This is a genomic window from Ktedonobacterales bacterium, assembly GCA_036557285.1.
Classification (GTDB): domain Bacteria; phylum Chloroflexota; class Ktedonobacteria; order Ktedonobacterales; family DATBGS01; genus DATBHW01.
On the sequence record DATBHW010000011.1, the window covers coordinates 79,842 to 104,303 of the forward strand.

At 57.4% G+C, this 24,462-nt stretch carries 17 protein-coding genes and 2 tRNA genes; 9 read left to right on the forward strand and 10 right to left on the reverse strand.

The genetic code is table 11. The annotated features are described in order from the left end of the window. The first annotated feature begins 77 nt into the window (after nt 1-77). The 7 genes from VH599_03990 (at nt 78) to VH599_04020 (ending at nt 9,641) form a co-directional block, all read left to right on the forward strand. Entirely contained in the window at nt 78-1,622 is a 1,545-nt protein-coding gene (locus VH599_03990; protein HEY7347456.1) for a Rieske 2Fe-2S domain-containing protein, read from the forward strand. Nucleotides 1,623-1,730: 108 nt separating this feature from the next. Then, nucleotides 1,731-3,227, forward strand: coding sequence for a hypothetical protein (locus tag VH599_03995; GenBank protein HEY7347457.1), 1,497 nt, complete (start codon nt 1,731-1,733; stop codon nt 3,225-3,227). A gap of 142 nt (nt 3,228-3,369) precedes the next feature. Continuing rightward, nucleotides 3,370-4,062: a Crp/Fnr family transcriptional regulator gene (locus tag VH599_04000; protein HEY7347458.1), complete on the forward strand. Its 693-nt coding sequence runs from the start codon at nt 3,370-3,372 to the stop codon at nt 4,060-4,062. Between the two features lie 123 nt (nt 4,063-4,185). Then, a complete protein-coding gene (locus VH599_04005) occupies nt 4,186-5,274 on the forward strand; it encodes a decaprenyl-phosphate phosphoribosyltransferase (protein ID HEY7347459.1) in 1,089 nt (362 codons plus the stop codon). 41 nt (nt 5,275-5,315) lie between these two features. Further along, on the forward strand, nt 5,316-6,326 hold the full coding sequence (locus VH599_04010) for a lysylphosphatidylglycerol synthase transmembrane domain-containing protein (protein HEY7347460.1): 1,011 nt from the start codon (nt 5,316-5,318) through the stop codon (nt 6,324-6,326). A gap of 87 nt (nt 6,327-6,413) precedes the next feature. After that, nucleotides 6,414-7,208 (forward strand): polyprenol monophosphomannose synthase, encoded by a 795-nt coding sequence (locus VH599_04015; protein ID HEY7347461.1) that lies wholly within the window; start codon nt 6,414-6,416, stop codon nt 7,206-7,208. 12 nt (nt 7,209-7,220) lie between these two features. Further along, nucleotides 7,221-9,641 carry a glycosyltransferase family 39 protein gene (locus VH599_04020; protein HEY7347462.1) on the forward strand — a complete coding sequence of 807 codons (2,421 nt, stop codon included), beginning with the start codon at nt 7,221-7,223 and terminating at the stop codon, nt 9,639-9,641. A gap of 11 nt (nt 9,642-9,652) precedes the next feature. Here VH599_04020 and VH599_04025 read toward each other — a convergent pair whose 3' ends face one another. Further along, a complete protein-coding gene (locus VH599_04025) occupies nt 9,653-10,927 on the reverse strand; it encodes a glycosyltransferase family 39 protein (protein HEY7347463.1) in 1,275 nt (424 codons plus the stop codon). Beyond that, nucleotides 10,924-12,405, reverse strand: a complete 1,482-nt coding sequence (locus VH599_04030) for a hypothetical protein (protein ID HEY7347464.1) — start codon at nt 12,403-12,405, stop codon at nt 10,924-10,926. Before VH599_04030 ends, VH599_04025 begins: the two co-directional genes overlap by 4 nt. A gap of 188 nt (nt 12,406-12,593) precedes the next feature. On the opposite strand from VH599_04030, the gene VH599_04035 reads away from it, so the two are divergent. Further along, nucleotides 12,594-12,679 (forward strand) — tRNA-Ser (locus VH599_04035). Between the two features lie 69 nt (nt 12,680-12,748). Next, nucleotides 12,749-12,834, forward strand: a tRNA-Ser gene (locus VH599_04040). A 103-nt stretch (nt 12,835-12,937) separates the two neighbouring features. Here VH599_04040 and VH599_04045 read toward each other — a convergent pair. From VH599_04045 to VH599_04080, 8 genes are all read right to left on the reverse strand, one after another. Beyond that, entirely contained in the window at nt 12,938-13,342 is a 405-nt protein-coding gene (locus VH599_04045; GenBank protein ID HEY7347465.1) for a hotdog domain-containing protein, read from the reverse strand. 110 nt (nt 13,343-13,452) lie between these two features. Then, nucleotides 13,453-15,510 (reverse strand): elongation factor G, encoded by a 2,058-nt coding sequence (fusA, locus tag VH599_04050; protein ID HEY7347466.1) that lies wholly within the window; start codon nt 15,508-15,510, stop codon nt 13,453-13,455. A gap of 294 nt (nt 15,511-15,804) precedes the next feature. After that, nucleotides 15,805-17,271, reverse strand: coding sequence for a hypothetical protein (locus VH599_04055; GenBank protein HEY7347467.1), 1,467 nt, complete (start codon nt 17,269-17,271; stop codon nt 15,805-15,807). A gap of 37 nt (nt 17,272-17,308) precedes the next feature. Continuing rightward, complete coding sequence (locus VH599_04060; protein ID HEY7347468.1) at nt 17,309-18,340, reverse strand: tyrosine-type recombinase/integrase; 1,032 nt, start codon at nt 18,338-18,340, stop codon at nt 17,309-17,311. 127 nt (nt 18,341-18,467) lie between these two features. Beyond that, nucleotides 18,468-20,696, reverse strand: coding sequence for a protein kinase (locus tag VH599_04065; GenBank protein HEY7347469.1), 2,229 nt, complete (start codon nt 20,694-20,696; stop codon nt 18,468-18,470). A gap of 269 nt (nt 20,697-20,965) precedes the next feature. Continuing rightward, nucleotides 20,966-21,838, reverse strand: coding sequence for a substrate-binding domain-containing protein (locus VH599_04070; GenBank protein HEY7347470.1), 873 nt, complete (start codon nt 21,836-21,838; stop codon nt 20,966-20,968). Between the two features lie 65 nt (nt 21,839-21,903). Beyond that, a complete protein-coding gene (locus VH599_04075) occupies nt 21,904-23,211 on the reverse strand; it encodes a cytochrome ubiquinol oxidase subunit I (protein ID HEY7347471.1) in 1,308 nt (435 codons plus the stop codon). A 21-nt stretch (nt 23,212-23,232) separates the two neighbouring features. Further along, nucleotides 23,233-24,450, reverse strand: coding sequence for a cytochrome bc complex cytochrome b subunit (locus VH599_04080; protein HEY7347472.1), 1,218 nt, complete (start codon nt 24,448-24,450; stop codon nt 23,233-23,235). Between the last annotated feature and the right edge of the window lie 12 nt (nt 24,451-24,462).

Below are 24,462 nucleotides of genomic sequence, written 5' to 3' on the forward strand. Positions count from 1 at the left end.
ATGGTACACTGCATGCGAACAATGGCTGCGCTTCGTTTCCCTTTGCCAGCCCTTCATAATGGAGGAGTATTTGACGCATGCAGATCACGTTCTTGGGCCAGGCGGGCCTTTTTATAGAGACAAAGGGTAACAGTATTCTGTGTGACCCCTGGTTTAACCCCGCTTATTTTGCTTCCTGGTTTCCATTTCCCAGCAATGAGGGGATCGACCCTGGCCGGATCGGGAATCCAACGTATCTCTATATCTCGCATCTCCATCATGATCATTATGACCCCGCGTTTCTTGCACAACATGTCTCCAAAGAGGCGACGATCATTTTGCCTGACTACCCGCTTGATCACCTGGAGCGTGAGCTGCGGGGTCTTGGCTTCACGTCTTTCTTGCGTACAGAGAACAATGTCCCTGTGACCGTCGGTGGGCTGAAGTTTATGGTCACGGCGCTGGTGGCGCCAACTGATGGCCCTATTGGCGATTCAGCCTTATGTATTGATGATGGGGATGTGCGGGTGTTGAACCAGAACGACTCGCGCCCGATTGATCTGGAGCCGCTGCTCGCCCAGGGGCCGTTTGACGCGCTCTTTCTGCAATTCTCTGGGGCCATCTGGTATCCAATGGTCTATGACTTTCCGCAAAAAATGACGGCAGCCCTTGGCCGCAAAAAACGGACAGATGGGATGGCGCGCGCCTATCGCTATATCGAGATGCTGGCCCCGCGTGTTGTGGTTCCCTCGGCTGGTCCACCCTGTTTTCTTGATGATGATCTCTTTCACTTTAATGATTTCGACCGCGACTCTGCCAATACCTTTCCTGACCAGACGGTCTTTCTGGAATATATCGCTGAGCGCGGCGTCTTCGATGGCCGGTTGATGATGCCGGGCAGCGTGGGCGAACTTTTGCCCGACAGCTTTACTGTCAGGCACCCGCTGCCTGATGATGAGGTGCAGGCGATCTTCACCGACAAGCGAACCTACCTCCGTGATTACCAGGCCAGGAAATGGCCGGTAATTCAGCAGGAGCACACACGCTGGCCGCGCGGCCAGGTGGATGTCCTTTCTGAGCTACAGCAATGGTTCGAGCCGCTTCTGGAGCAGGCGGATATGATTTGCGCGGGTATTAACGATGCGGTACTGCTGGATTTGACGGATATGGGGGTATTGATCGATTTTCGGACCCGCAAAGTGACGCAGTGGCAAGGAGAGGACTGGGCCTATCGTTTCCGCATTGATCGAGGCATTGTTGAGCAGTGTATTCTGCATCATCATGAGGATTGGGTCAACGAGCTGTTCCTTTCGTGTCGCTTCGAGGCAAGCCGCCGGGGCAAATATAATGATTATATTTACACGTTCTTCAAATGTCTGAGCGAGGAACGTCTGCAATATGCTGAGGGGTTCTATGCGGAGAACGGCCCCTCTCAGGGGACGTGGGAAGCTGCTGGTTATCGTATCCAGAAGCGCTGTCCACATATGAAAGCCGACCTGACCCGCTTCGCGGTGATCGAGGATGGCGTTCTGACCTGTAGATTGCATAACTGGCAGTTTGAACTGGCGACTGGCCGCTGCCTTACGGCGAACGACCATACGCTGTATGCCAGGCCAATCGAGCAGGAAGCAAAGAACGAGTAATGTTTGTTGCTGAATACAGTATAATGCCCCTGTCTTCCTGGTCAAACGGCTCTTGAGGAGCAATCAAGCGTGTAAGGTGGAGATTATAGGCAAGAAAGGTTGCTGCTGATGTCGTCGCAGTGGAATCCCCAGCCACCCTCTGCGGGAACGGCAGCCGATGGTTCATCCACTGAGCAACCTCTCAACGTTATCCTTTCTCTTACGCCTGAGCCAGCAGATGTCGGAGGGCCGCTGCCGGGAGCCAATGAGCCGCCGCGCTCGATAGAATCCTTATCAGGAACAGCGTCGGTTCTGCCTGATTCTGCCCCTGGTCTGTTGCTCGCTCATAATCTGAACGAAGCGGCGACGTTTCCAGTGGACGGCACCTCGCCGCCCATGTCCTTTTCACAGGAGGAGCCTGCCGGTACGTTCGGCTCTGGAGCAGCGGCGCAGCGTGGTGCGCCGCTACAGCCAGGCCGTGGTGTTGATCGGTTAGCGCGGTGGTTCTCTTCTCGGATGCTTTGGCTGCTTGTTTCGGGATTGGCGCTGCTCTTTCCTGGGCTGTTTGTTTCCGCCTGGTCAATGTCTGCGGCGGGAGTGATCTTCCCCGATTGGGGCCTGGCAAGCCTGCGCATTGGCTTTGCGGCAGCGATCCTGGGAGGGGCGCTGCTTCTGATGTATCTGCTCATCTGGCAGGCAAAGGCGCAACCGACGCCGGTCTACGGTGGCCTTGTGGGCTTACTGCTGGTGTTGATAGGCGCTGGAGGAGTGCTGAGTGCGACGCCTCTGCATCGCTTACAGGGGCGATGGCTGGAAGGGCGTGGGCAATATGGCCTGGCGCTGGCAGCCTATCAGGCCAGTGGCGACAACCTGGCAAATAGTGGGGATATGGCGCGTGTCAGCGTCGAGTGGGCCGAACAATTGAGCGCCCGGCAAGAGTATGGCGATGCTGTGGCCCAACTTGAGCCGGTAGTACGTCTTTATAAAGGGGATACTGCTCTGGCGGCGCGCGCTCGGATGGACCTGATTGGCGACTATCTGGCCTGGGGAGATCAGGCCCGCCAACAGGCGGCCTTTCGCGCTGCGCTTGCGCGTTATCAGGCGTTGCAAAAAGGCGCTTATTGCGATGCCGTCTGCCAGACACAAGCCCATGCGCATGTGGCTCAAGCGTTACTTGGGCTGGCGCGGCAGCTTGCCTCAGATAAGCAGTATGATGAGGCAATAACGACCTATCAGCAGATTATGCAAAGTTATGGCGATACGCCGGAGGCGACGGAGGCTACTGCGGCCCTGACGACTCCTCAGACGCTCACTGGTTATCTGGCTTATGCAGATGGAACACCAGCAAAGCATTTTCAGGCGCTGCTGGCGAGCCAGTGGAGCTTTAACTCGACCACGCAGGTCTTTACGCTGCTGGGACAGCAGTACCACACGCAAACGGACGACTCTGGCCTCTTCGTCTTCCCCTCTGTTCCGGTGGGGGCGACGTATATGATTGCCTGGGTTGATACCAGCGGCCATGCTGGAACCTGTAATACGACCAACCATCAGCCGCTTTATACGGTACAAATGCCGCCGTTGCGCGCTACTGATACGGGAAGCATCAATATTGAATGCGCCTCGTAGGAAGTCCCAGGGAAGAGGCTTGTACGGATGACTGCCGTTTTTGTTGTGCGAACCAGCGAAGGTCTCGCGCGATTCGCTTGAACCGTCGCTGCCTGCCGCTAAGCGCCCTCAAGTTGAGGGCGAGAGAGGATGTTGCTGCTTTATGGATAGCATTGCCCAGGATAGCCCTAATCTCGCGCGTGTTCCGCTATTTGCTGAGTTGGATGAGGAGAGTCTAAAAGAGTTATCCGCTGTCGCTCGCAAGCGCGTTTTTCGGCAGGGAGAGATTATCTTTCATCGTGATGATCCAGGCCAGGTTCTCTATATTATTCGAGAAGGGAAAGTTAAGATTTCGCTGACCAGCCCGGATGGTCAAGAAGTATCTCTGACCGTTTTTGGGGCAGGCGAATGCTTTGGCGAACTGGCAATTCTTGACAGTGATCCCCGTTCTGCTGACGCGGTGGCTCTGGAGCGCGTGGAGGTGTATACCCTTCAGCGCCAGGACTTTATCAATGTGGTCATGAATCATCCCAAGATTGCTGTCCAGGTGATGAAAGTCATCTCGCAGCGTCTGCGCCAGGCCGATCAGCAGATTGAGGATCTGCTCTTCCTGGACGTCTACGGGCGCGTGGCAAAAAAACTGCTAGAACTGTCTGAGACTCATGGAGCGCCTACCAACCAGGGGATACGCATTGAATTGCGTCTGACGCAGCAGGAACTGGCCTCGATGGTCGGCGCCTCCCGTGAGAGCGTGAATAAAGTCATGGGCTACTTCACTGATAAGCGTTACATCGTGACGGATAAACATAAGATTACGCTGATGAAGCTGGCCGATCTACGAAAGCGAGTCTATTGATGCTATTTCGTGACCGTTCTTGCTGGATAACCGTTCTGCAAAAAAGAGGGCCAGAGGTCTTGTGGCTCTCTAGAGGGGAGAACCAGGGGTTTATGATGGGCCGCGTGCGATGGAGCGCCTGACGTGAGAAGCATTACCGAGAATCAGCGGGCAGTTCCAGAGAGTGAACCGGGGAGTGAACCAGGGGGTTCAAATCCAGTTGCGCGTCGGCTCCAGTTCTGGTATCTCTTAAAGGCGATCCGCCTGCGTCAGTGGACCAAAAATCTTTTGGTGTTTGCTGGCGTGGTCTTTGCGCAGCGGGTACTGGATGTTGGGGCGCTTGGTCGCGCCACAGCGGCGTTCGTAGTGTTCTGCCTGCTTTCCAGCCTGGTCTATCTGGTCAATGATCTCGGCGATCTGGAATCAGACCGGCGGCATCCGACGAAACGCTATCGCCCATTAGCGTCAGGAAAGCTGTCGGCGCCAGTGGCGGTGGCTGGGGCTGTGCTGTTGGGGGTGTTGGCAACGGCTCTGACGATTGCGCTGCTCCTCTGGCCTGGAGCGGCTGGATCAGGCCAGAGTCTGCATGTCACACTCGCGCCTTTGCGGCTGACGCTTGTGCCAGGCACTCCTCTGTCGCCCGATAGCCAATATGGGATATTGGGGAATCTTGGAGGAAGCGGATTTCTGTTTGCGCTGGTGGCAGCCGCTTATGTGGGGCTCAATCTGGCGTATACGTTTCGGCTGAAGCATGTGGTGATAGTTGATGTTTTTTGTATTGCGGGGGGATTCGTGCTGCGGGCTATGGCTGGGGCGGTCGTGATTCCGGTGCCAATTTCGCCCTGGTTATACCTGTGTACCATTCTGCTCTCGCTCTTTCTGGCTTTAGGCAAACGCCGACAGGAGTTGATGTTGTTGGACGCAGGCGCAAGCCTGCACCGGCGCATTTTGCAGGAATATAACCCTCAACTGCTGGATCAGATGATCTCGATTGTCATCTCGGCAACGGTGATGGCCTATAGCCTCTATACGTTCCAGGGCACGGCGGGCAATCATCGCTTGATGGTGACGATTCCGTTTGTCCTCTATGGGATTTTCCGCTACCTCTATCTGATCTATATGAAGCAGGAGGGCGGCAGCCCTGAAGAGGTTTTGCTGCGGGATAAGCATATTCTTGGCTCGGTGGCGCTCTGTGTGCTGACTACGCTGGCGCTGTTATATCTCTCGTTCTAGGCTGGATAGGCTGAGAGAGGCGAAAAGGCTGATTATAAGTAATGGCTCGGATACGCACAAAAGTGTTTTTCTCCCTGGCGCTTGGCCTGCTAGTAATTGCTGGCATCTCGTTTTACGCTGACCTGCCGCGCCTGCTGCAATCGCTTCGCTTTTTTCCCTGGGCGCTGCTCCCTGCTATTTTGGGTCTGACCTTGCTCAATTATGGGCTGCGTTTTGTGAAGTGGGATTATTATCTCCGCTGCCTGGACCTGCGCGTGCCGCGTCTGATGAGCCTGAAGATTTTTGTGGCAGGTCTCTCGATGGCGATCACGCCAGGAAAAGTAGGCGAACTGCTTAAATCGTACTTGCTCAAACGTTATAATGGCACGCCAATCAGCCGAACGGCTCCTGTCATCATAGCGGAGCGGCTGACCGATGGGCTGGCGATGCTCTTATTAGCTATGGGGGGATTGGCGTTATATGGCATTGGCTGGCAGGGGCTGCTGGCTATTTTATTGGCGGCGGTGGCTTTGATCGGAGTGATTCAATATCGCCCGCTGGCGCTGAGGTTGTTGGGATGGGGCGAGCGGCTGCCTGTGGTAAGGCGCTTTGCCCAGGGTTTGCGCGAGTTTTATGAAAGCGCCTATGTTCTTCTGCGCTGGCGGCCTTTATTGTTGGCGGTAGGTATCGGGCTGGTGTCGTGGTCTGGAGAATGTCTCGCGTTTTATCTGGCGTTGGTTGGGTTGAGTTTACCAGGCACGCTGACGCTGCTGGTACAGGCGGCCTTTATTTTAGCGACCTCAACACTGATAGGTTCCGTGACTGGATTGCCTGGCGGGTTGGGGAGTGCTGATCTGAGTCTTCTCGGATTGCTCTTTGCTCTGGTGACACGCGATACGACGGTTGCCGGGGCAGCGACGCTGTTAATTCGTTTTTGCACGCTCTGGTTTGGGGTGAGCATCGGGGTGGCTGGCCTGCTCATCTTTCGGCGCTCGCTCGCAGGCCCACCTGCGCCAGAGGTTGCAAGCAACCAGGATACTAAGCCATCGGGAGCGTTTGCAGCAGTGGATTGAAAGATGGTGTTCTTTCTCCGGCTTGAGCCATTCTGGCGGCAAGCCAACTACTGCAAGGATACGCTCTTCTTGGGAATGGAGCTTTGGATGAAAGCATTGATTGTGATGCCCACCTACAACGAGCGCGAGAATATTACAGCCATCGTTGAGGAGATTCTGCGCTGCGCGCCGCAGGTGGATATTCTGATCGTTGATGATAATTCGCCTGATGGCACTGGTGAGATGGCTGATGCCCTGCATCAGCGCTTCCCCAACGTTTCGGCGCTGCATCGGGCCGGGAAACTGGGCCTGGGAACCGCTTATATCGCTGGTTTCCGCTACGCGCTGGAGCATGGCTACGATCTGGTCTTTGAGATGGATGCCGATTTTTCGCATGATCCGCGCTATCTGCCAGCATTTCTGGCGGAGGCCGAACATGCCGATCTGGTGATTGGCTCGCGCTATGTTCCTGGGGGCGGCACGCCGAACTGGTCGCCGTTCCGTCGTTTCATCAGCGGTGGAGGCAATATTTTTGCCAGGGTTGTGCTGGGGCTACCGATTAAAGATGCGACTACCGGGTATCGCTGCTACCGGCGCGACGTGTTGGCCGCGCTGGACCTTGGGGCCATCAAGTCTCAGGGGTATGCCTTCCAGGTGGAGTTGGCTTATCAGACGCTCAATCACGGGTTCCGCATCCACGAATTACCGATTATTTTTGTAGACCGCCGGGTTGGGAAGTCCAAGATGTCGCGCAAGATTTTTATCGAGGGCTTCGTCTTTGTGCTGCGAACGCGCTTGAGCCGACCTCGCAAGTCGCCACAGCGGACGACGGCGGCACGAATTACAGAGCCTCTGGTATCTTCTACTGCGCCCGATGAGCAACTAAGCCCGACATCACGATAAGGATAGTATCTGGTGGGGCGCAGTTCTGATAACCTGGAGCGCGCGCAGGATCATCCTGTGCGACGCCATGAGAAGCCTGCACAACCCCCGCTGTCTGCGGACAAGATCAGTGGGCTTCCTGTTCTATCCCCTATTGCGGCTGGCGCGCCTTCTTCTGTCCAGGCGGAAGAGGCGGGCCAGCCGCTTGTCAATGGCGGAGGAGGCTCGCGCTGGAGGATGCGCCTGGGTATGGCCTGGATAGCCGCTGTGCTGATCGCCTATTATCTGGTGCATCCGCCGCTCTCACAGACCTTCTTTACAACGCTGCTGGCTCCGGCGCATCAGCTTGCGCTGGATTGGCAAGTACCTCTGCGGCTGCTGGGCCATATAGCCGATCTCCTCGTGGCGTTTTGGCTACTGCTGCTTGGGGCTGCGCTGGGACAACGCATCTGGCGCTTGTGCCGTCTCCCTGCTGTCGAGGGAACAATGCAGCTAGCCCTGGCGAGTGGGCCAGGGCTGGGCGCGCTCAGTCTGTTGAGCTTTGTGGCTGGTATGGTCGGATGGTTATCGTTCTGGACGGTTGGGGGTGGGCTGCTGCTTCTCTCTATCCTTTGCATGCGAGATGGCTTGCAAATGCTTGGCTGGCTGCGCGAGCAGATGCAGCACATGAGGCGCGCCATTGGGACAGGTTCCTGGCTGGACCGTCTTCTCTGGGGTTATATCTTGCTTACCGGACTGCTGATGCTGCTGGCGGCGCTGCTCCCTCCAACTGCCTGGGATGCGCTGATGTATCATCTGGCCGCGCCTGCTGCTGATATACAAAGCGGGCGCGTTTTGCCGGACCTTGCCAATGTTCAGGGCTATCAGCCTGAGTTGGTTGAGATGCTGTATCTGGATGGGTTGCTGCTGCGCGGCGATGGTCCGGCTGCCCTGCTCCATCTGGGTTTTGGTCTGCTGAACCTGCTGGTCCTGGTATCGCTGGCCCGCCAGATGGCTGATCGAGCGCAGGGCGCGGCGCTGGCGCTGCGCTCTGTGGCGCTGTTCTTGAGTATTCCGAGCCTGGCGCTGGTCCTGGCCTGGCCGTATATTGATGGCGCGCTGGTCTATTATGAACTGGCGGCGCTCTGCGCGCTGCTCTGCTGGTGGAATGGCAGCGGGCAGAAAAGCATCAGGTGGCTCCTGCTGGCGGGGACGCTGCTGGGCCTGGGATTGGATACCAAATATACGGCTGTCTTTGCGCTTGGCGCGGCAGCGGCGCTGGTCTTCTGGCAAGCCCTGCGTAGGGAACGGTGGCGCTCGGCGCTCTGGCAGGTGGGGCTGCTCGTTGGTATAGTACTGCTGGTTGGTTCCCCCTGGCTCTGGCGCAATCTGTTCCTGACGGGCGATCCGTTGTTTCCTTATCATCTGGGGAGCCTTTTTCCTGCCGGGCCAATGTGGGATGATGTTCGCACGCAGTACGCCCTGGAAGGGCCAGGCTGGGGCTGGGCACAGTCCTGGCGGCTGTTGACGCTGCCACTGGAAGTAACGCTGTATGGCACGCAGGGGTCCGTTGAGTTTGATGCGACGCTTGGCCCGCTGCTCCTGCTGCTGCTGCCGCTGGGGCTGCTGGCCTGGAAGAGAACACCAGGCAAAAACGCCAGCAAGGCAGCGGAACAGGCGCTTACTCAAGAACCCTCAACGCCTGAAGCGCCCAGGTGGCCTGAGCGGCAGGTGATTGGCGCGCTGCTGGCGTTTGCGGCGCTGCTGGCGCTGTGTTGGGATGCGGAACTGCTGAGCGTACATTTTGCGCGCCAGAGCCGCCTGTTCTTTCCGCTGTTTGCGGCGCTGACCCTGCCAGCCGCCGCTGCCTGGCTGCGCCTGAAGCGGGCTGCGCCATTGCTTCCTGGCTTCCACCGCCTGGTATCCTGTGCCGTTGTGCTGGCGCTGGCGCTGGGGGTACTTGCTCAGATGGCTGGCGTGTTGGGGAATGGCAACGCGCCCTATCTGATTGGCTTGCAAAGCCGCGCGGCGTATCTGGCCGATCATCTCGACCCGTATTACTCGGCGATACAGGCTGTCAACGCTCTGCCGCCCTCCTCGCATGTCCTTTCGCTCTGGGAGGTGCGCAGTTATTACACATCCCAAAGCATCCACGCCGACCCCTTTTTAGACAACTTTAATTATTATTATCGCCATTATCCGACGGCGCGTCTCCTCGCCAATGCGTTCCAGCAGGCGGGCTTTACCCATCTGCTCTTCTATGCCCAGGGCTTGCAGTTGGTGCTGGACCAGCGACCTGGCGAGGCCGACCCCCAGGAGCTTGCGGCGCTCTGGGATTTCCTGACACGCTATGCCAGGCCAATCTATCAGGATACCGTCCCGCTCGTCAGAAGCGGCCAGGGAACGCTTACGACTGATGAGCAGATGCTGGGCCAGCGCGGCTGGTATCGCCTCTATGCGCTCACCGGCCCCTGACGGAGACCTTTTCAGGCAACCCAGCCCCAGATTAAGAAGATAAAGAGATAGACGCTGAGCAGGATTCCTGAGCCTATCCCTACGCCCAAACGAGCGAGCCGGGGCCAGCGAACCACCAGCATACCCAGCACGATAAACGCGGGGAAGAGGGCCAGCATGTAGCGGCTGGTGCTTGTCGTAGAGCCATCCGAATTCACTTTAATGACTGAACTGAGCCACATTACCGCAAGAAAAACAGCTAGAGGGATATTGAGCCGTCGGAAGGCCAGAACAGTACAGAGAGCAAAGAGGACGGCGCTGAGTGGGTCAAACAATTTGGACGAGAGGAATGTTCCCAGATCGGGCTGGGAGATCAGCGCGCTGAGATCGGCGATGATGCCCTGCCAGGGCCAGGCGTAGCTCAAGTGCCAGGGGCCGCGCGCTGAACTGAGCGGCTCCCAGGGAAGGCCGAGACCCTCTGTGAGCCGGATGTAGGCGATAAAGAAGGCCAGCGCCATCGGCCCCAGAAGGAGCGCGAGCCAGGGACGCCAACTTCGTACCTCGCTGCGCCGTGTCAGCAGCAGTTCAAGGCCCAGCGGCACGAGCAGCAGGATGCCTTGCAGGCGTGTCAGGGTTGCCAGGGCTGTCAGTCCTCCAGCCACTAGCCAGGAGCCACGCCGCGCAGCGAGGTATGCGCCGATTGCCAGGGCGAGAAAGATCGCTTCGGTGTAGCCTGCCATGAGAAAAAAGGAAACTGGAAAGAGCGCGAGCACAATGACCGAGGCTCTGGCGATCTCAGTTGAGCCTGTCAGTTCTCTGGCGAGTAGATAGAGCAGATAAAAGGCAAAGAAGCTGGCGATAGTTGAGATGAGCAGGGCCGCTGTCAGGTTATTGCCGCCTATCATGATACCCATCCCGCGAATCAAAAGCGGGTACAGGGGCATGAAGGCCGAACTGCCATAGCAACTGTACCCATGCGCGGCAATTTCAAGATACCAGGGGGTATCCCAGCGCAGCCACATGCCCACCAGCGCGCCAGGTAGTCCGGCCAGCGGGGCGACATATTGAGGGCAGGCGGGAAGATGGCCGCCAAAAGCAATCTGAAGGTCGGTAGTATACACATTGGTTGGCAGAATGCTATAGAGCGCCACCCCTATGAAGGCGCAGTAGCAGCGCAGCGCCAGCCAGGCTCCAAAAGCGGTCTTTGCCGCGTCGTTTTTCATTTGCTGTTTTATCCACAGCCAGATAGAAGTCCTTTCAGGCGCGTCAGCGATTGGGGCGGATGGCGCCGCCAGTTCTTCGCTCATAGATGTGCTGCTCCTCCCTTCTGGACTTCTAGCGGAGATCTGACCGAGTGATGCTGGAGGCTGTCCTGCTGGAAGATCGCTGCCAGCGCGAGGATTGGCAAGAACATGGTGTAAGAGATCAGGCTGCGTGAGCCAAGAAAGAGGGGCAACAGAGCCAGGAATACGCCCCAGGCGCTCATGTCAAAGCCCATTTTACCGCTTGCCTCGCGCCTCAACTGCCGCGCGCTGTACCAGCCCAGCGCGCCAAGATAGGCTGCGCTCTCCAGCGCGGTGTAGACCCAGGCAGGAAAGAGCGGTGTCCACCCGCCTTGAGCGAGGGTAATCAGCCCGACGCCGCCGGGGAAGGCAGGCTCGGAGATAGGCAGAAGCATGCTGCTGGCCCAGGCGGCGGGCGAGGCAATGAGAAAGGGCGCGTTGATGGCGCAGAAGACAAGCAGGCAAATGGATCCAGCGAAGGCTGCCGCCCGCCAGCCACGCTGCCGCAGCGCCCAGATCAGATAGAAAGGGAGAAAGAGCCAGGTCAGTTGTTTGATCGAACAGCCCACGCCCAATAGGGCTGCGGAGAACCAGAGGCGCTTTGCCTGAGAGCGCCAGGCCACGACGATGCAGAGGATGCAGACGACCTCAAACGAAGAGCGCAGCGTGAGCGTGATGGGGATAGAGAGACTCAGCAGCAGCAGTGTCGTTTGCCAACGCCAGCCCTGCGGCGTCCAGTGAATGAGCAAGCCAAAAAGCAGCAGCAGGCTGAGCGCGTAGAGCGGCTGCGTGCTGGAAAAGCCTGCCCAAATGAAGGGGAGCGCGATCAAAAAACTGCCTGCCGGATAGCTGTGCAGCGAGGCCGGGTCGAATTCGGGTCCGGCGCGAATGGGGTTCTGTGCGCTGGCTTGTAGGAGCGCGGCAACGGTTGCGTCATCCGGGCTGAAGGCTTGCCCGGCAAATTGGCCGCGACGCAGGGGCGTTGCGCCCGCGTTGGGAAATTGGCTAATGGCTTTCCAGAAGCCTGCCTCGTCGGTGTAGGGGTTGATGCCGCGCAGGACATCTTCTGCCTGATAGTGAATGAAAGCGGCGGCATCGGAGTCATAGACAGATGGATCAAGGGGATGCTGGGTGATCAGCGCGCCGCTGGTAGCGATTGTCCAGAGGGCCGCCAGGCATAACAGGGCCAGGAGACCAACCCGTGTCAGCCCTCTGAGCCGAATTGGCTGGGCGGTAGATACCTGCTGCGGTTCTTCAGTCGCTGCGCCAGGGCTTCTAGTCACCTTCCAGAGCGCCAACCAGAGCAAGACGACGCCTCCTGCGACGCTGCTAAAAATGAGCAGCGCGCCGCCAGCCGGTAATGCGCCGCTTGCGCCAAGGGCCAGCGTTTCACCGATGGTTTGCAGGATTGCGCCAGCGGCAATGAGCCTGAATGCTCCGCTTATTGCCGGTTGATGGTCGGGGGTTGAAGCGATAGAACCCGTATCTACGGCCTTCTCCACAAAGCTGCGTCCTCGTCTCATAATGATGGGCTAGAAAGATGCCCTTCGGCAAACACTGCCATTCTATAGGGCGCAGAAGGCTCCGTCAAACGATCAATCTGGACTTTGCCCTATTGGGCTATGGTGTGGAGCGTAAAGTCTCTTGCCTGGGGCGCAAGCGTATGCTATACTCTAGACGGATGCAATCTGGAGAGGTGTCCGAGTGGTTGATGGTGCCGCTCTCGAAAAGCGGTAGGCGAAAGCCTCGTGGGTTCGAATCCCACCCTCTCCGCCAGGCGGCAAGAAACGCGAAGGAGGGCGCTGCCAATACAGCGTGCTTCCCCGCATGATTTGCTGCGCTTCTGGAGGAGTCCCATAGTGGCCTAGTGGGCGCGACTGGAAATCGCGTGTGTGCAAGCACCGTGGGTTCGAATCCCACCTCCTCCGCCAGAGCGAGTCGCGCCATCTTCCCCTCTGGTGGCCGGGTGATATGAAGGATACCCGGCCTTTTTCTTGTTCGCTTTCCAGCAGGATCAGGCGGCCACATCTGGCCTTATTCACCGGGATGGGGAATGCGCTGGCGCTCTTTGCGCACGACAGTGGTTCCGATGGCGCGGGCGACTATTACGGGGGTTGGCAGAATGTCTGCGGCAGAGTCGCTGATGTCGGGGCGTGGCTGGATAACCTTGCGCGCCTCAAACTCAATGGTGCGCGAGGTGCGGCCTATGCGGATAATGCGCCCCGTCGCTTCAATGAAATCTCCCGCGTAGACCGGGGCAAGCAATTCTATCTTCTCGTACCCGGCCAATAAGCCTTCGTCGCCATCGCACTGGATCGCCAGTTCGGTGGCGACATCGCCGAAGAGTTTGAGGACGTGCGCCCCTTCCACCAGATTGCCGCCGTAATGCGCGTCGGCGGCGCTCATCCGCAGGCGCAGTGTGGAGGTGTATTCCTGCATAGACGCTTTGCTCCCTTCAGGTGATGCAGGACACGCCGCACCGGCGCCCGGTACTTCCTGCGGCGTGTCCTGCTCTTGCCCATCCTCTTAAGCGCGTTTGTTTTTGCAGCCTATGACCCGCTTTCAGTGCTGGCCTTGGCGGCGTTAGCAATGATCTGCTGCTGCTGGGTGGCTGGCACTTCTTCGTATTGGGAAAACTCCATGTGGAACGTGCCGCGCCCCTGGGTAATGGAGCGGAGATCGGTGGCGTAGTGCAGCATCTCGGCCATCGGAACTGTGGCGGTAATCTGCTGCATGCCCCCACCGACAGGCTCCATACCCAGGATGCGCGCGCGTTTGGTGGTTAGATCGCTCATGACATCGCCCATGTTGCCGTCTGGCACGATGATAGTGGCGGTCATGATTGGCTCCAGAAGTGTTGGGTTGGCAAGAGGCACAGCGTTTTTCATGCCCAACGAAGCCGCCACTTCAAACGCCTGGGAGGATGAGTCTACCGAGTGATAGCTGCCATCAACCAGAGCGACTTTGATGCCAATCATGGGATAGCCAGCGACAAAGCCTTGCTTTAAGGCTTCTCGCACGCCTTTTTCGACGCCTGGCACATACTCTTTAGGGACGACACCGCCAACGATCTTGTTCTCAAACTCGAAGGATTTTTCGCTGCCCATTGGCAAGGGGTCAATCTCCAGCCAGACATCGCCAAACTGGCCGTGACCGCCGCTTTGCCGTTTGTGGCGGCCCTGCGCGCGGGCGTGCTTGCGAATGGTTTCACGATAGGGAACACGCTGGTCGTGCTTTTCGACTTCGACGCCAAACTTGCGCTGCATGCGCTCGATGGTAATGTCTATATGCGATTCGCCCATGCCAGAGATCAACGTTTCTGCGGTCTCCTGGTCGCGGGTAATATGGATGGTTGGGTCTTCTTCGGCGACACGGCTCAGCGCGGTACCCATCTTATCCAGGTCGCTTTTCGTCTTCGGGGCGATTGCTGCCGTAAAGGCTGGCGGTGGGAAGGCGATAGGGTCCAGGTTGATAGCCTTTTCTTTGACGCTGAGGGTATCGTTGGTATGTGTATTTTGCAGTTTGACGACAGCGGCAATGTCACCCGCCGGAACCTCGGTGGCGGGTTCCTGCATCTTGCCGCGCATCAGCAATATCTGGCCGATGCGCTCATCGGTATTGGTGCGCGGGTTCCAGGCGTGCGAGTCTGGCTTCAAGGAGCCGCTGTAGACGCGGAAGAAAGTAATCAGACCGCGCGTAGGGTCGGCGGTTGTTTTGTAGACGAAGGCGGCTACATTCCCGTTAGCCTGGGCAGCAAGGCTTTGCTGGGCAGCAGCCGCGCTCGGCAGGAATTCGACGATGGCGTCAAGCAGGGGTTGGACCCCGATGTTTTTGGCAAGCGAGCCACAGAGAACAGGTATGAGCGCACCAGAGGACGCGCCAGCGTTGACGGCACGCTCAACTTCGGCCTGGGAAAGCTCTTCACCTTCCAGGTATTTGCTCATCAGATCGTCGTCGCTCTCCACCGCCGATTCAATGAGTTGTTCTCGATACTGCGCGACCTGGGATTCTAATTCAGCTGGCACTGCCCCTTCCTGGACTTTGGAGCCATCAAAGGTGTAGGCTTTGCGCGTTACCAGATTGACGACGCCTTTGAAGCCAGCCTGCTCCCCAATGGGAACTTGTAAAGGGACGACCTTATTACCGAACTGCGCCTGGAGGGATTCCAGCGCGCGGCTAAAGCTGGTATTTTCGCGGTCCAGCTTGTTGACGAACACCAGCCGAGGCAGTTTGAGTTCATCGGCGTATTTCCAGACCAGTTCGGTGCCAACCTCGACCCCCTTTTCAGCGGTGACAACCACCACGGCTGCATCGGCGACGCGCAATCCAGCTTTCACCTCGCCGACAAAATCAGCGTAGCCGGGCGTATCGAGAAAGTTGATCTTGGTATCGCGCCATTCGATGGGGATTACGGTAAGGTTGATCGACATGCGGCGTTTGATCTCGTCGGGATCGTGGTCTGAAATCGAAGTGCCCTCATCTACCTTCCCGACTCGCGTCACAGCGCCGGTATCATAGAGCGCTACATCCACCAGCGAAGTTTTGCCTGCTCCACCATGAGAGATGAGGGCGATGTTGCGAATCTGCTCCGCCTTATAGACTTTCATACTGCAATCTGCTCCTTGTCTACTACCAGGGATGGGGCGCCCAGCAGCTTCCCGGTATGAGGATTGTTTACCCGATGCTGTGAGGCGTGCGTGGTCAATAGTATATCAGTATTAGCGCGTATCTTCAATCGCTCTGCTCTTGGTTGGCGTCGCAAAGCTTTTGCAGCCCCTGTGCCTCTTCAAGAAGCGTGCCGCAAACCCGCGCTGCCGGAGCGGATTGAGCAAAAAATGAGCGGGCCGCTCACCGGAAGCTGTGAGCGGCCCGGCTTGTCTGGCGCGTTTCGATCCTGCGCCTTACTCGTCGGAGATAGGGCGCCCCTGGTAGAATCGAGCCAGGAACTTGCCCGCTAGCTTGGCGTCGTTTTGGCCTATGCCGTTTACCGTATCGCCTGCCCAGGCGGTAGAGGTAGCCCATCCCGAAACTGAGGAGCGCGGCCATTTCGGCTCATCGAAGGACCAGATGACGCCCGCAAACCAGGGAGCAGTCTTCTGCGGAAAAGCCCTGAGCAGGGCTTCCATGTCATTCGCCTGTTCGAGGTCGTCGCGGGTAGTAGGCGCGGTAGCGCCTGGCCTGATATTGGAGCCAGGGACGCTCTCGTAGCCAGCGGAGGTGAAAAGGATGGGATGTTGATACTTGTCGTACAGTCCTCCCAGGCGGCCAACAATGTCGCCCTGACCCGCCAGGTCCAGGTCGTCTTGTTTGCCATGCCAGGCATCAACCAGGGTGGCGACAGGCACATCGGCGGCAAGTTTCGTGAGCGGGAAACCGGCATCCAAGCCGATAAAATCCGCGGCGTCCCACCAGCTAATATGCTCGAACTCAATTGGCACCCTGGAGTCATTGGCATTGGTCCAGGAGGCCCCGTAGATCAACTTTCCTTGATAGCCCCCGCCGGTCTGTTGATGGCCCTGATAGTCGGTATAGGTGTCGCTTTTGAGGGCGTTGATGACGTGCCTCCACTCGCAGTCACGGCGTCCAGTGCAGGTCAGCTTCTCGCCAGGAGCGCCTGTAGCTCCCTTGGTCCCCTTGCCGGTTGCTTTGGTGTCGGTGGTCATATTGACCAGATCGTTCCCAAAAATAAAATAGGGCAGATGGTACTTCTGCGAGAGCTGCGCGTAGTGAACGGCGTAGGCGGTGTAGCTGTCGAACCATTGATGTTCTGCTGTTGAGGTTACTTCGAACTGGATGGAGATTTGACCGGGCGTATTAAACCAGAGGTTCCCAATGGCCGTTGACGAGGTAGTCGTCTGATCATGGGTCAGCAGCATGTTTAGCGTTAATAGCGGGGTCAAGCCAACGGCTTGCGCGTCCGTAATGGCCTGTTCGATGTCCTGATCTGGCAACGAGTCGACATTTCCTGAGTCGGTGGATTTATAGCTGACTTTGGTGTCGTGGCTTGTCCCCTGGTCGCCTGTCACCTGGATCGCCACCGTGTTCATATGATAGTCGTTGGCTTGAGAGGCCAGGATTTTTCGAGAGTCAGGTTTCATGAATTGCTGGTCGCCCCATTTGCGCAGCCAGACATCACGAAAACCCTGGAAGGAAATGGCCGCGCCTGGCGCGCTTGTTCCAGCCTGGGGATGCAATTTTGCCAGGAAAAACGAGGCGTTCGTCAGCCAGCCCGACCCCAGAAAAAAGATCAACCCAAGGGCAATTACCGCGATAGTGACGTTCACCAGACCGCTCAGCCGACTGCGGGGTCGGCTTGGTGGCGGGATCAGGTGTTGGGCGGTTGGCGATGGGTTGGGCAAGATAGGCATCGTGGCGTAGTCCTCCACTCTTTGCGGATCACTGGTTTCAAGCGCTGGCAATGAGCTTGCGATATTTTTCTGATGCTTCTTTCCAGGCTTCTTCAGATAGCCCCAGTTTCTCGCGCAGGATGTCCAGGGGCATGCCTTCCTGAAGCTGACGCACCGCGTAGGTATCGCGCAGAAGCTGGAGCGTGACGCGCTTCTGAATGCGCGCCTTGCGTACTGCCCGCGCCAGAATATAGTTCAGGTTGCGGTCGGTGCAGTCGAAGACTTTGCCTTGAGGTCGGTATTTAGTCAGATAGCGTTGAAAAGCCTCGGTGAACTCAGCAGGCAAGGTCAGGCGTCGTTGTTTGCGCTGTTTGATCTGATCGGTAAACTGTACAGAGACGGCTGGATGCGCCGGGTCGCTGAGGTCGAAGTGGCTTAGCTGCAAGGCCATCACTTCTTCTTTCTTCAAGCCAGCGTGCAGCAGCAGCATGACCAGAGACTGGCTGCGGCTATCTTCGGCGGCAGCGGTTTCAAGCCGCTCGATCTCCTCCTCGTAAAGCATCTCAGGCAGCGGGGGCAATGGCCGCGTGAGGACGATGCCAGCAGCAGCGTTTTCCGGCAGGATGCGCTCGCTGGCAAGCCAGCCAAAGAAGTTCTTGAGGAAGGTTGCCCGCCGCGCCATTGTTTTAGGGGCAGGCTGCTGGCCGCGCTCCCAACGCAGGTGCATCATCCAGCGGGTCAGGTCGTTGTTGGCAATGCGGCCAATGGGCGTCTCATTCCCTAGGTACTCGTTCAGGAGCCGAAGGTCCGAAAGAAAGCAGGTAATCGTATAGCGCGAATGAGCCGTTAGCCGCAGATATTCCTGGTAGGCCGGAGCGCATTCCGCCAGGCTGCTTTCAGCGGTGGGCGGCACAATTTCAGCGGCAGGCGCGTGGACGATCTTGACTTCTTTGGAGAACAGGCTTGGTTGCGTGATGAGGGCATCAGCTTCGGCCAGCCCTCCTGGGCGTTGTTCTGTATTGGTAGAAGTGGCGGCCTGGTTTGCCGCGTCATGACGCGGCAGGCGATTGGGCTGGTCACTGTCGGGCATAATGCTGGTCTCCATCGTTCTCTGAGCGGCATGCACATCGGCGCAGTGGCATCACTGCGCCGATGTGCATTATAGCAGACTGTGCCATCAATCACCCAGTTTGGAGGGGCATTCTAGGACCAGCGGGCTAGGCCCTGTTGATAGTGATCTCTGCCATCCCCTGGCTGTAAGATAAAATCTGGCGAGCGCCGTCCTGCTGCTGCGTCTCACCGGTGACGCCGTTGAGCAGGTTATTAGCTGTGACCACCAGGGTATTTATATCGCCCTCGCTGAAGGCGCTCGCGTCGGTGGCTTGAGCGATCTTCTGGGCGATTGGCTGGATGATCTTAATCGCTGCGGCGATATTGGCGCCAGCATTCTTAATCTTATCAAACAGATTCAGGAGGGTCGAAGCGCCGCTGGCTTTGGCGGCAAGACAGGAGTGCTGCATGGTGAACGCGAGATAGGATTTGACATTTGCTGGGCCGGTGCAATCACTGGCATTGATGGTTGCATCTGCGCCCAGGCCGAAGCCATCATCTCCCTTGAAGGCGCCGGTCTGCCCATCCTGATTCCAGTCCTTTTGCCCAACTTTGCCAGCGATGAGGTTCAGAATATACTCTGCCGCTACCGTTCTATCGTAGAGTGTACCTGCATTTTTGAGCTGATTCGCCAGTTGATTCAGCAAGGTCGCGTCTACGCCCAGCCCGGTATCCAGGGCTGTGTTATTGCCTGGGAAGAGGGGACCCTTGTTGGGGAAGGCCGTCACCTGGTGGCGAATATGAAGCAAGACTTCTTTCAGGATTTTCCCAAGATAGGCGACGTTTTTGGATGGGCTGGCAGGTGGGGCCGAGGCTTCGGTCTGCTCCTGAGTGATCTGGAATGTCAGGTCTGTTGATAACCTGGTCAGGTCTTTCACTCCCAGGAGGTTGCTCCCCTTTGCTACGTTCAGGGTTGCGCTCCCATCTGTCTGGACCTGGACCGGCCCCAGCAGGGTACAGGCTGCGCTTCCAGAATCGCAGAGCCAGGCAAAATAGGTTGAGCCAGCCGCCGGTTTTTGTAAGCCGGTAAAGGCTGCTTTCAGAGTATTGGCGGGGTGCTGGAAGTCGTTCGCATCGCTGTCGGAGAATGTGACCGTTCCTACGCTGCCGGTGAGAGGAGGTGTATTCGTCTGAGTGTTCGTTTTATTGCCCAGCGCAACGAGCAGGATGCCACTGCCAATGATGATAAGCAGCAGGATGGTTCCTATTACGGCGTAGCGGCCAAGATGGTTTGCTGGTTTGCGTCGTGATCGGTCCATGCCTGGCGGCGCTATCCCTGGAGCCACAGGCCGCGCTCCCGCTGGCCCTTGACCAACAAACCCTGCTGGCGGCTGCCCGGCGTTACCGAGGTTGCCAGCCTGCCACGCTGGCGTGCCTGGTTCATCAGCCTGTCTGGTTGCCACTGTGCCGATGTTAGTCTGGTTTGCTGGCTGCGCTGGATTGGCGACGGTTGCCAGGGCGTCTTGTGTCCCTGCTGCCTCCCCGATGTTAATGCGTATGGGGGGCTGGTTCACCGCCGACGCGATAGCAGCGCCCATCGCGCCTGCGGTGCGGAAGCGTTCATCGGGTTTTTTTGCCATGCCGACCAGCGCCACCTGCGCGAGCGCGTTCGATACCGCCGGATTGGTCTCCTCGATGGGCGGCGGCGGCGTCATAATGTGCTGCATAATGATGCCCACCGGGGTATCGGCATCGAAGGGCAGCTTCCCGGCCAGCATTTCATAGAGCATGACGCTGAGCGAGTAGACATCGCTGCGGGCGTCCATTGCCTGGCCCTGGCCCTGCTCAGGTGACATATAGTGCGGTGTGCCGATGACCAGGCCGCTGGCGGTCAGGCCAGAGACGCCGCTGATCTTGGCAAGACCAAAATCCGTGAGGACCGCATCACCCTGCCGATTAATAATGACATTGGCTGGCTTGATGTCTCGGTGCAGCATGCCTTGCTTGTGGGCGTAATCAACCGCTGCGCAGAGCTGCTGGAAGAGGCGCACCACTTCATCAGGCGGTACGATATGGCCGGAGCGGTGGTAGCGCGTCATACGCTGCGCCAGGGTTTCACCTTCAACGTATTCCATGACCATATAGGGCTTGTCGCCCTCAATATCGAAATCAAAGACCTGCACGATATGAGGGTGACGCAGCCGGGCTACGGCCATCGCTTCGTTTTGGAAGCGCGCGATGAATTCGGGATCAGTTTCACTATTGGTGAGCAAGACTTTAATGGCGACATAGCGTTGGAGTTGCGGATGGAAGGCTTTATAGACTTCACCCATGCCCCCACGCCCTAATCGGCTGATGAGTTCATATTTGCCGATGCGATTTGGCGATGCTTGCATACGTTCCCTTCCTTCTCCCACCAGGCTGAGTGGGTTCCCCAGAATGATGTGTATCTGATAATGCCAGAATGGGCTGATCGCTGATGCACATTGTACTCTTTCTGCGATCAGGCGTCGCGGGTCTCTCTCACCCTAAGTATCGCCTGTTTAGCCCGGGCAACGCATCGGCAATATACTGTATTTTTGCGCGCTGTTGTAGCCCCGCCGAGATGGCGCTGCGCGTGGAGGCGGTGTCAGCTATGGCGAAAGGCAAGGCGTGTTGTGCCGGGCTATGGCGCTGGCCGGAACCCGTATTGTTTCCAGATGGTCTGGCTTTGGGGGGAGCGCATGAAATCAATAAACTGCTGGGAGAGGCCGGGGTTGGCGGCATGGCTTGCGAGGGCTGCCAGCATAGCAACAGGTGGATTGAAGGACGCCGGGATGGAAAGTTCACGGAGCGCGCTTGCTCCGTGCTGTCGCTCGACTGTGAGGTAGTTGGTGTGGTACACAATGGCAAAATCGCCTGCGGAGGGAGACCTGGCTATCGCCTGCGCGGCGGCTGGCCCATCGGTATAATTATTGATGAGGTTTCCGTACACACGGGCGGAGTATTGCTGGCCGAAGGCCGGATTGAGGATCATGCTTTCGAGCGTCCCTTGAATGTGTCGGTTGAGGCCGTCCAGACTGGAGATGCCAAGATAGCGCAGCCCTGGCCTGGCAAGGTCTTGCAGGGTATGAATGTTGCCAGGGTTGGCCGGTGGAAGCACGACGCTCAGATCATCGGTTGCCAGCGTTGTCCCTACACTTTGCGTGAATCCAATAGCGCGGGCATCAAGCATCGTCTGGAGGTCATCGGTGATAAGCAGATCGACATCGGCCAGCGTATTGACGGTAATAGCGTTCACCTGGGCGGTGGAGAAATTAAAAACGTAGGGGATCGTGAGGCCGCGTGATGTAAAGAAGGCGTCTGCCAGGGCTGGCAACACCAGTTGGAGAGTTGGACTGGCGAAGATAATGAGTCCGCCTTGTTGGACGATATGCTGGGTGCTGGTATTGCCCTGTGTGCTGCCCGGCCCCCAGGCTGCGCCGCTATTGCCGCCGCAGGCCGCCAGCGCCAGCAGGGGGATGAGCAGGATGGTTAGCTGAAGATGACGCCTGGGCATCCGCTGGGTTCTTTCTTCTATTGGGTTCTTCATAAGATAGGTTGTGCATATCCTGTTGCGAAGATCTAAGGTATGTTGTGAATATCGCGTGCTGGCGGCGCGTATTCGTTAGATGGGGTCATATCGGGACTTTGTGGCTGAATATACATCCGCCCGTAAATCAAGAAGGGGCGTCGTGACTCTTCGCGGATTAACCCCATATCAAACATCATGCCAACGACCACGAAGCCTAGAATCAGGAGGATGATATGGGGTAAGATGCCCCGCGCGCCCCACTTCAACCCTGATTGGATCGATCCCAGATAAGCGCCAAACATGAGGAAGCCGCTGAGCGTGAGGCCCGCCAGGGAAACATATTTCCAGGGATTCATCAGCCCTAATTGCCCCAGAAAGCTCAGATCGAGACCCAGCACGTTAGGACTCCAATGGGAGGGCAGGCAGAGCCAGCCACCAAAGAAGAGGAGTAAGATCATCAGCAGGGTAGCCGCTCGCGCGTGCCTTGCTCTGGCTTTTCGCATCTGGGCGCTGATGTAGAGGGCGCTGAAGAAGAAGAGCGCGGTTAGCAAGATGACCTGGATCAAGAAGAGAAAAGAACGCTCTCCGCCACCCATGATGCGATAGAAGGCGCTGGGGGCGTGGTCACGGATCAATTGAGCATACTGCCAGCCGATGAAGGGTTGCAGCATCATCAGACCAATGCCAAACAGCAGGCCCAGCCCGCCAACAAAGTCCCAATATGCCTTGTCGTCCAGGGAGCGAGCGCGAAGAAAGCGCCAGGCAGCATACGCGCCGATGAGAAACCCTGCATACGAAATGTTGCCGACAACGCGGTGAAAATCGAGGACAATATCGGTGGGATTGAAGATGACTGATTGCAGGCTGTTTGGCTCTGTAGGCGTGAGCATGTAGGAGGCGACAATATCCACCATGAACTGCTGCGCCCAGGCGACAAACATGAGCAGGTAGCCAATGGAGAGATGCAGTGCGCGATAGCCTTTGAGGGTGTCCCAGGTGTAGTACCAGGTATAGAGGTACAGAATATACAGGATGAACGACGCCGCCTCCATGACGAACGGCCAGAATGTAATGCGAAAGAGAGTTGTCCAGAAGAGCGGCCAGAGCATCACTAACACCAGCACGAACATGATGGCAATGAAGCTGCCGGGCGCGAAGGTGATAACCTGCACTCTGGCAATGCCGTGGGCAAACCGATCCCAGCGTTTATCGCCGGTGAAATAATAGACGCTCTCAGTAGTCACGGCGATAAAGATGAGGCCGGTGAGTGCGGCGGCAATCAGAATGTGCGATTCAGCAATGATGGCAATCACTAGCTGGCTTCCCCAGAAGGAGAAGATCGTATCTGCAAGGACCATAGCCTACCTCCGCGCGGGCATTTACTGGGTTGGGAAGTTTTCGATTCGGTAGATCGCCAGTAGTAGCAAGGTAAAGATGCTGAAGGCCACGATGATGCCGGTAGCCAGTGCAACCGGGCGCTTGAAGATGTTCATCGCTGGATGGCGATCTACAAAAGGCAGAAGAATCAAGTACATAATGAAGACGCCGAAGATGACCGGCAGCAGGGGAATCATCCAGGCTGGAAGATAGGGCAGCATCTGGTCGGCGGGAAGCATGAACCATTCTGGCAGGGGTACAAACGTGCTGGTAGCGGCATTGGCAGGCTCATCCAGAGTAGGAAAAGCGGTGAGGGTGAGCAAGACAATGACCAGGAAGCAGGCAAGTGTGACGATGCCCTCGCGGAGCGAATGCTGCGGGAAGAAGTAATCGGTGTCGTCTGGAACCTGGCGCTTGCGGCTTTTAGGACTATTGGCCTCTTCCTGAGCTTTGATATGGGAGGTAAACTCATCGCCCTCCATGCTGAGCGTGTCGGCCAGGTGTTCTCTGCGTCGCTTGCGATAGTTGAGCCAGGAGCCATACTGACCCTGGAGGACGACGAACAGCACATGAACAAAGATGAAGCCCAGCAGCAGCGAAGGTAAGACCCAGACATGCAGGGCGAAAGTGCGCGTGAGTGACGCAGGATTGATACGATCACTGCCGAGCCAGATTTCCTTGAACCAGAGGCCGACGATGGGTGTCCAGCCCATGATGTGTTCACCCACCATGAAGGTATAGAAGCCGGTCTGGTCCATACGCAGGCATGCCCCGGTATAGGCGACGGCGGTCATCAAGATGAAGAGGAAGACGCCAGCCACCCAGGTCAGTTCGCGTGGGCGTTTGTAGGCGCTGGAAAAATAGGTGCGGGCCATATGCAGGCCGAGCAGGAAGACAAGCATATAGCCGTTCCAGTAATGGTAGCCGCGCACCCAATTGCCAAAGGGGACGGTATAGTTGATGGCCTGAATGCTGTCATAGGCGTGTTCCCAGTCAGGGACATAGTAAAAGAGCAGGAAGATGCCGGTGGTGATCTGGGTGATGGTGAGCAGAACGATAGCGCCACCAAGAGTATAGAGCCAGCCAAAACGCTTGGGTACCGGATCGGAGAGTAAGCGATTAAGGAACTCGCTGAGCGGATAACGCTCATCCAGCCAATCGTAGATGTATTGGCCGCCCCGGCTGATGATATTCACCCCTTGGGGACGGAGCGTTTTCATGAGGAGCCTCCT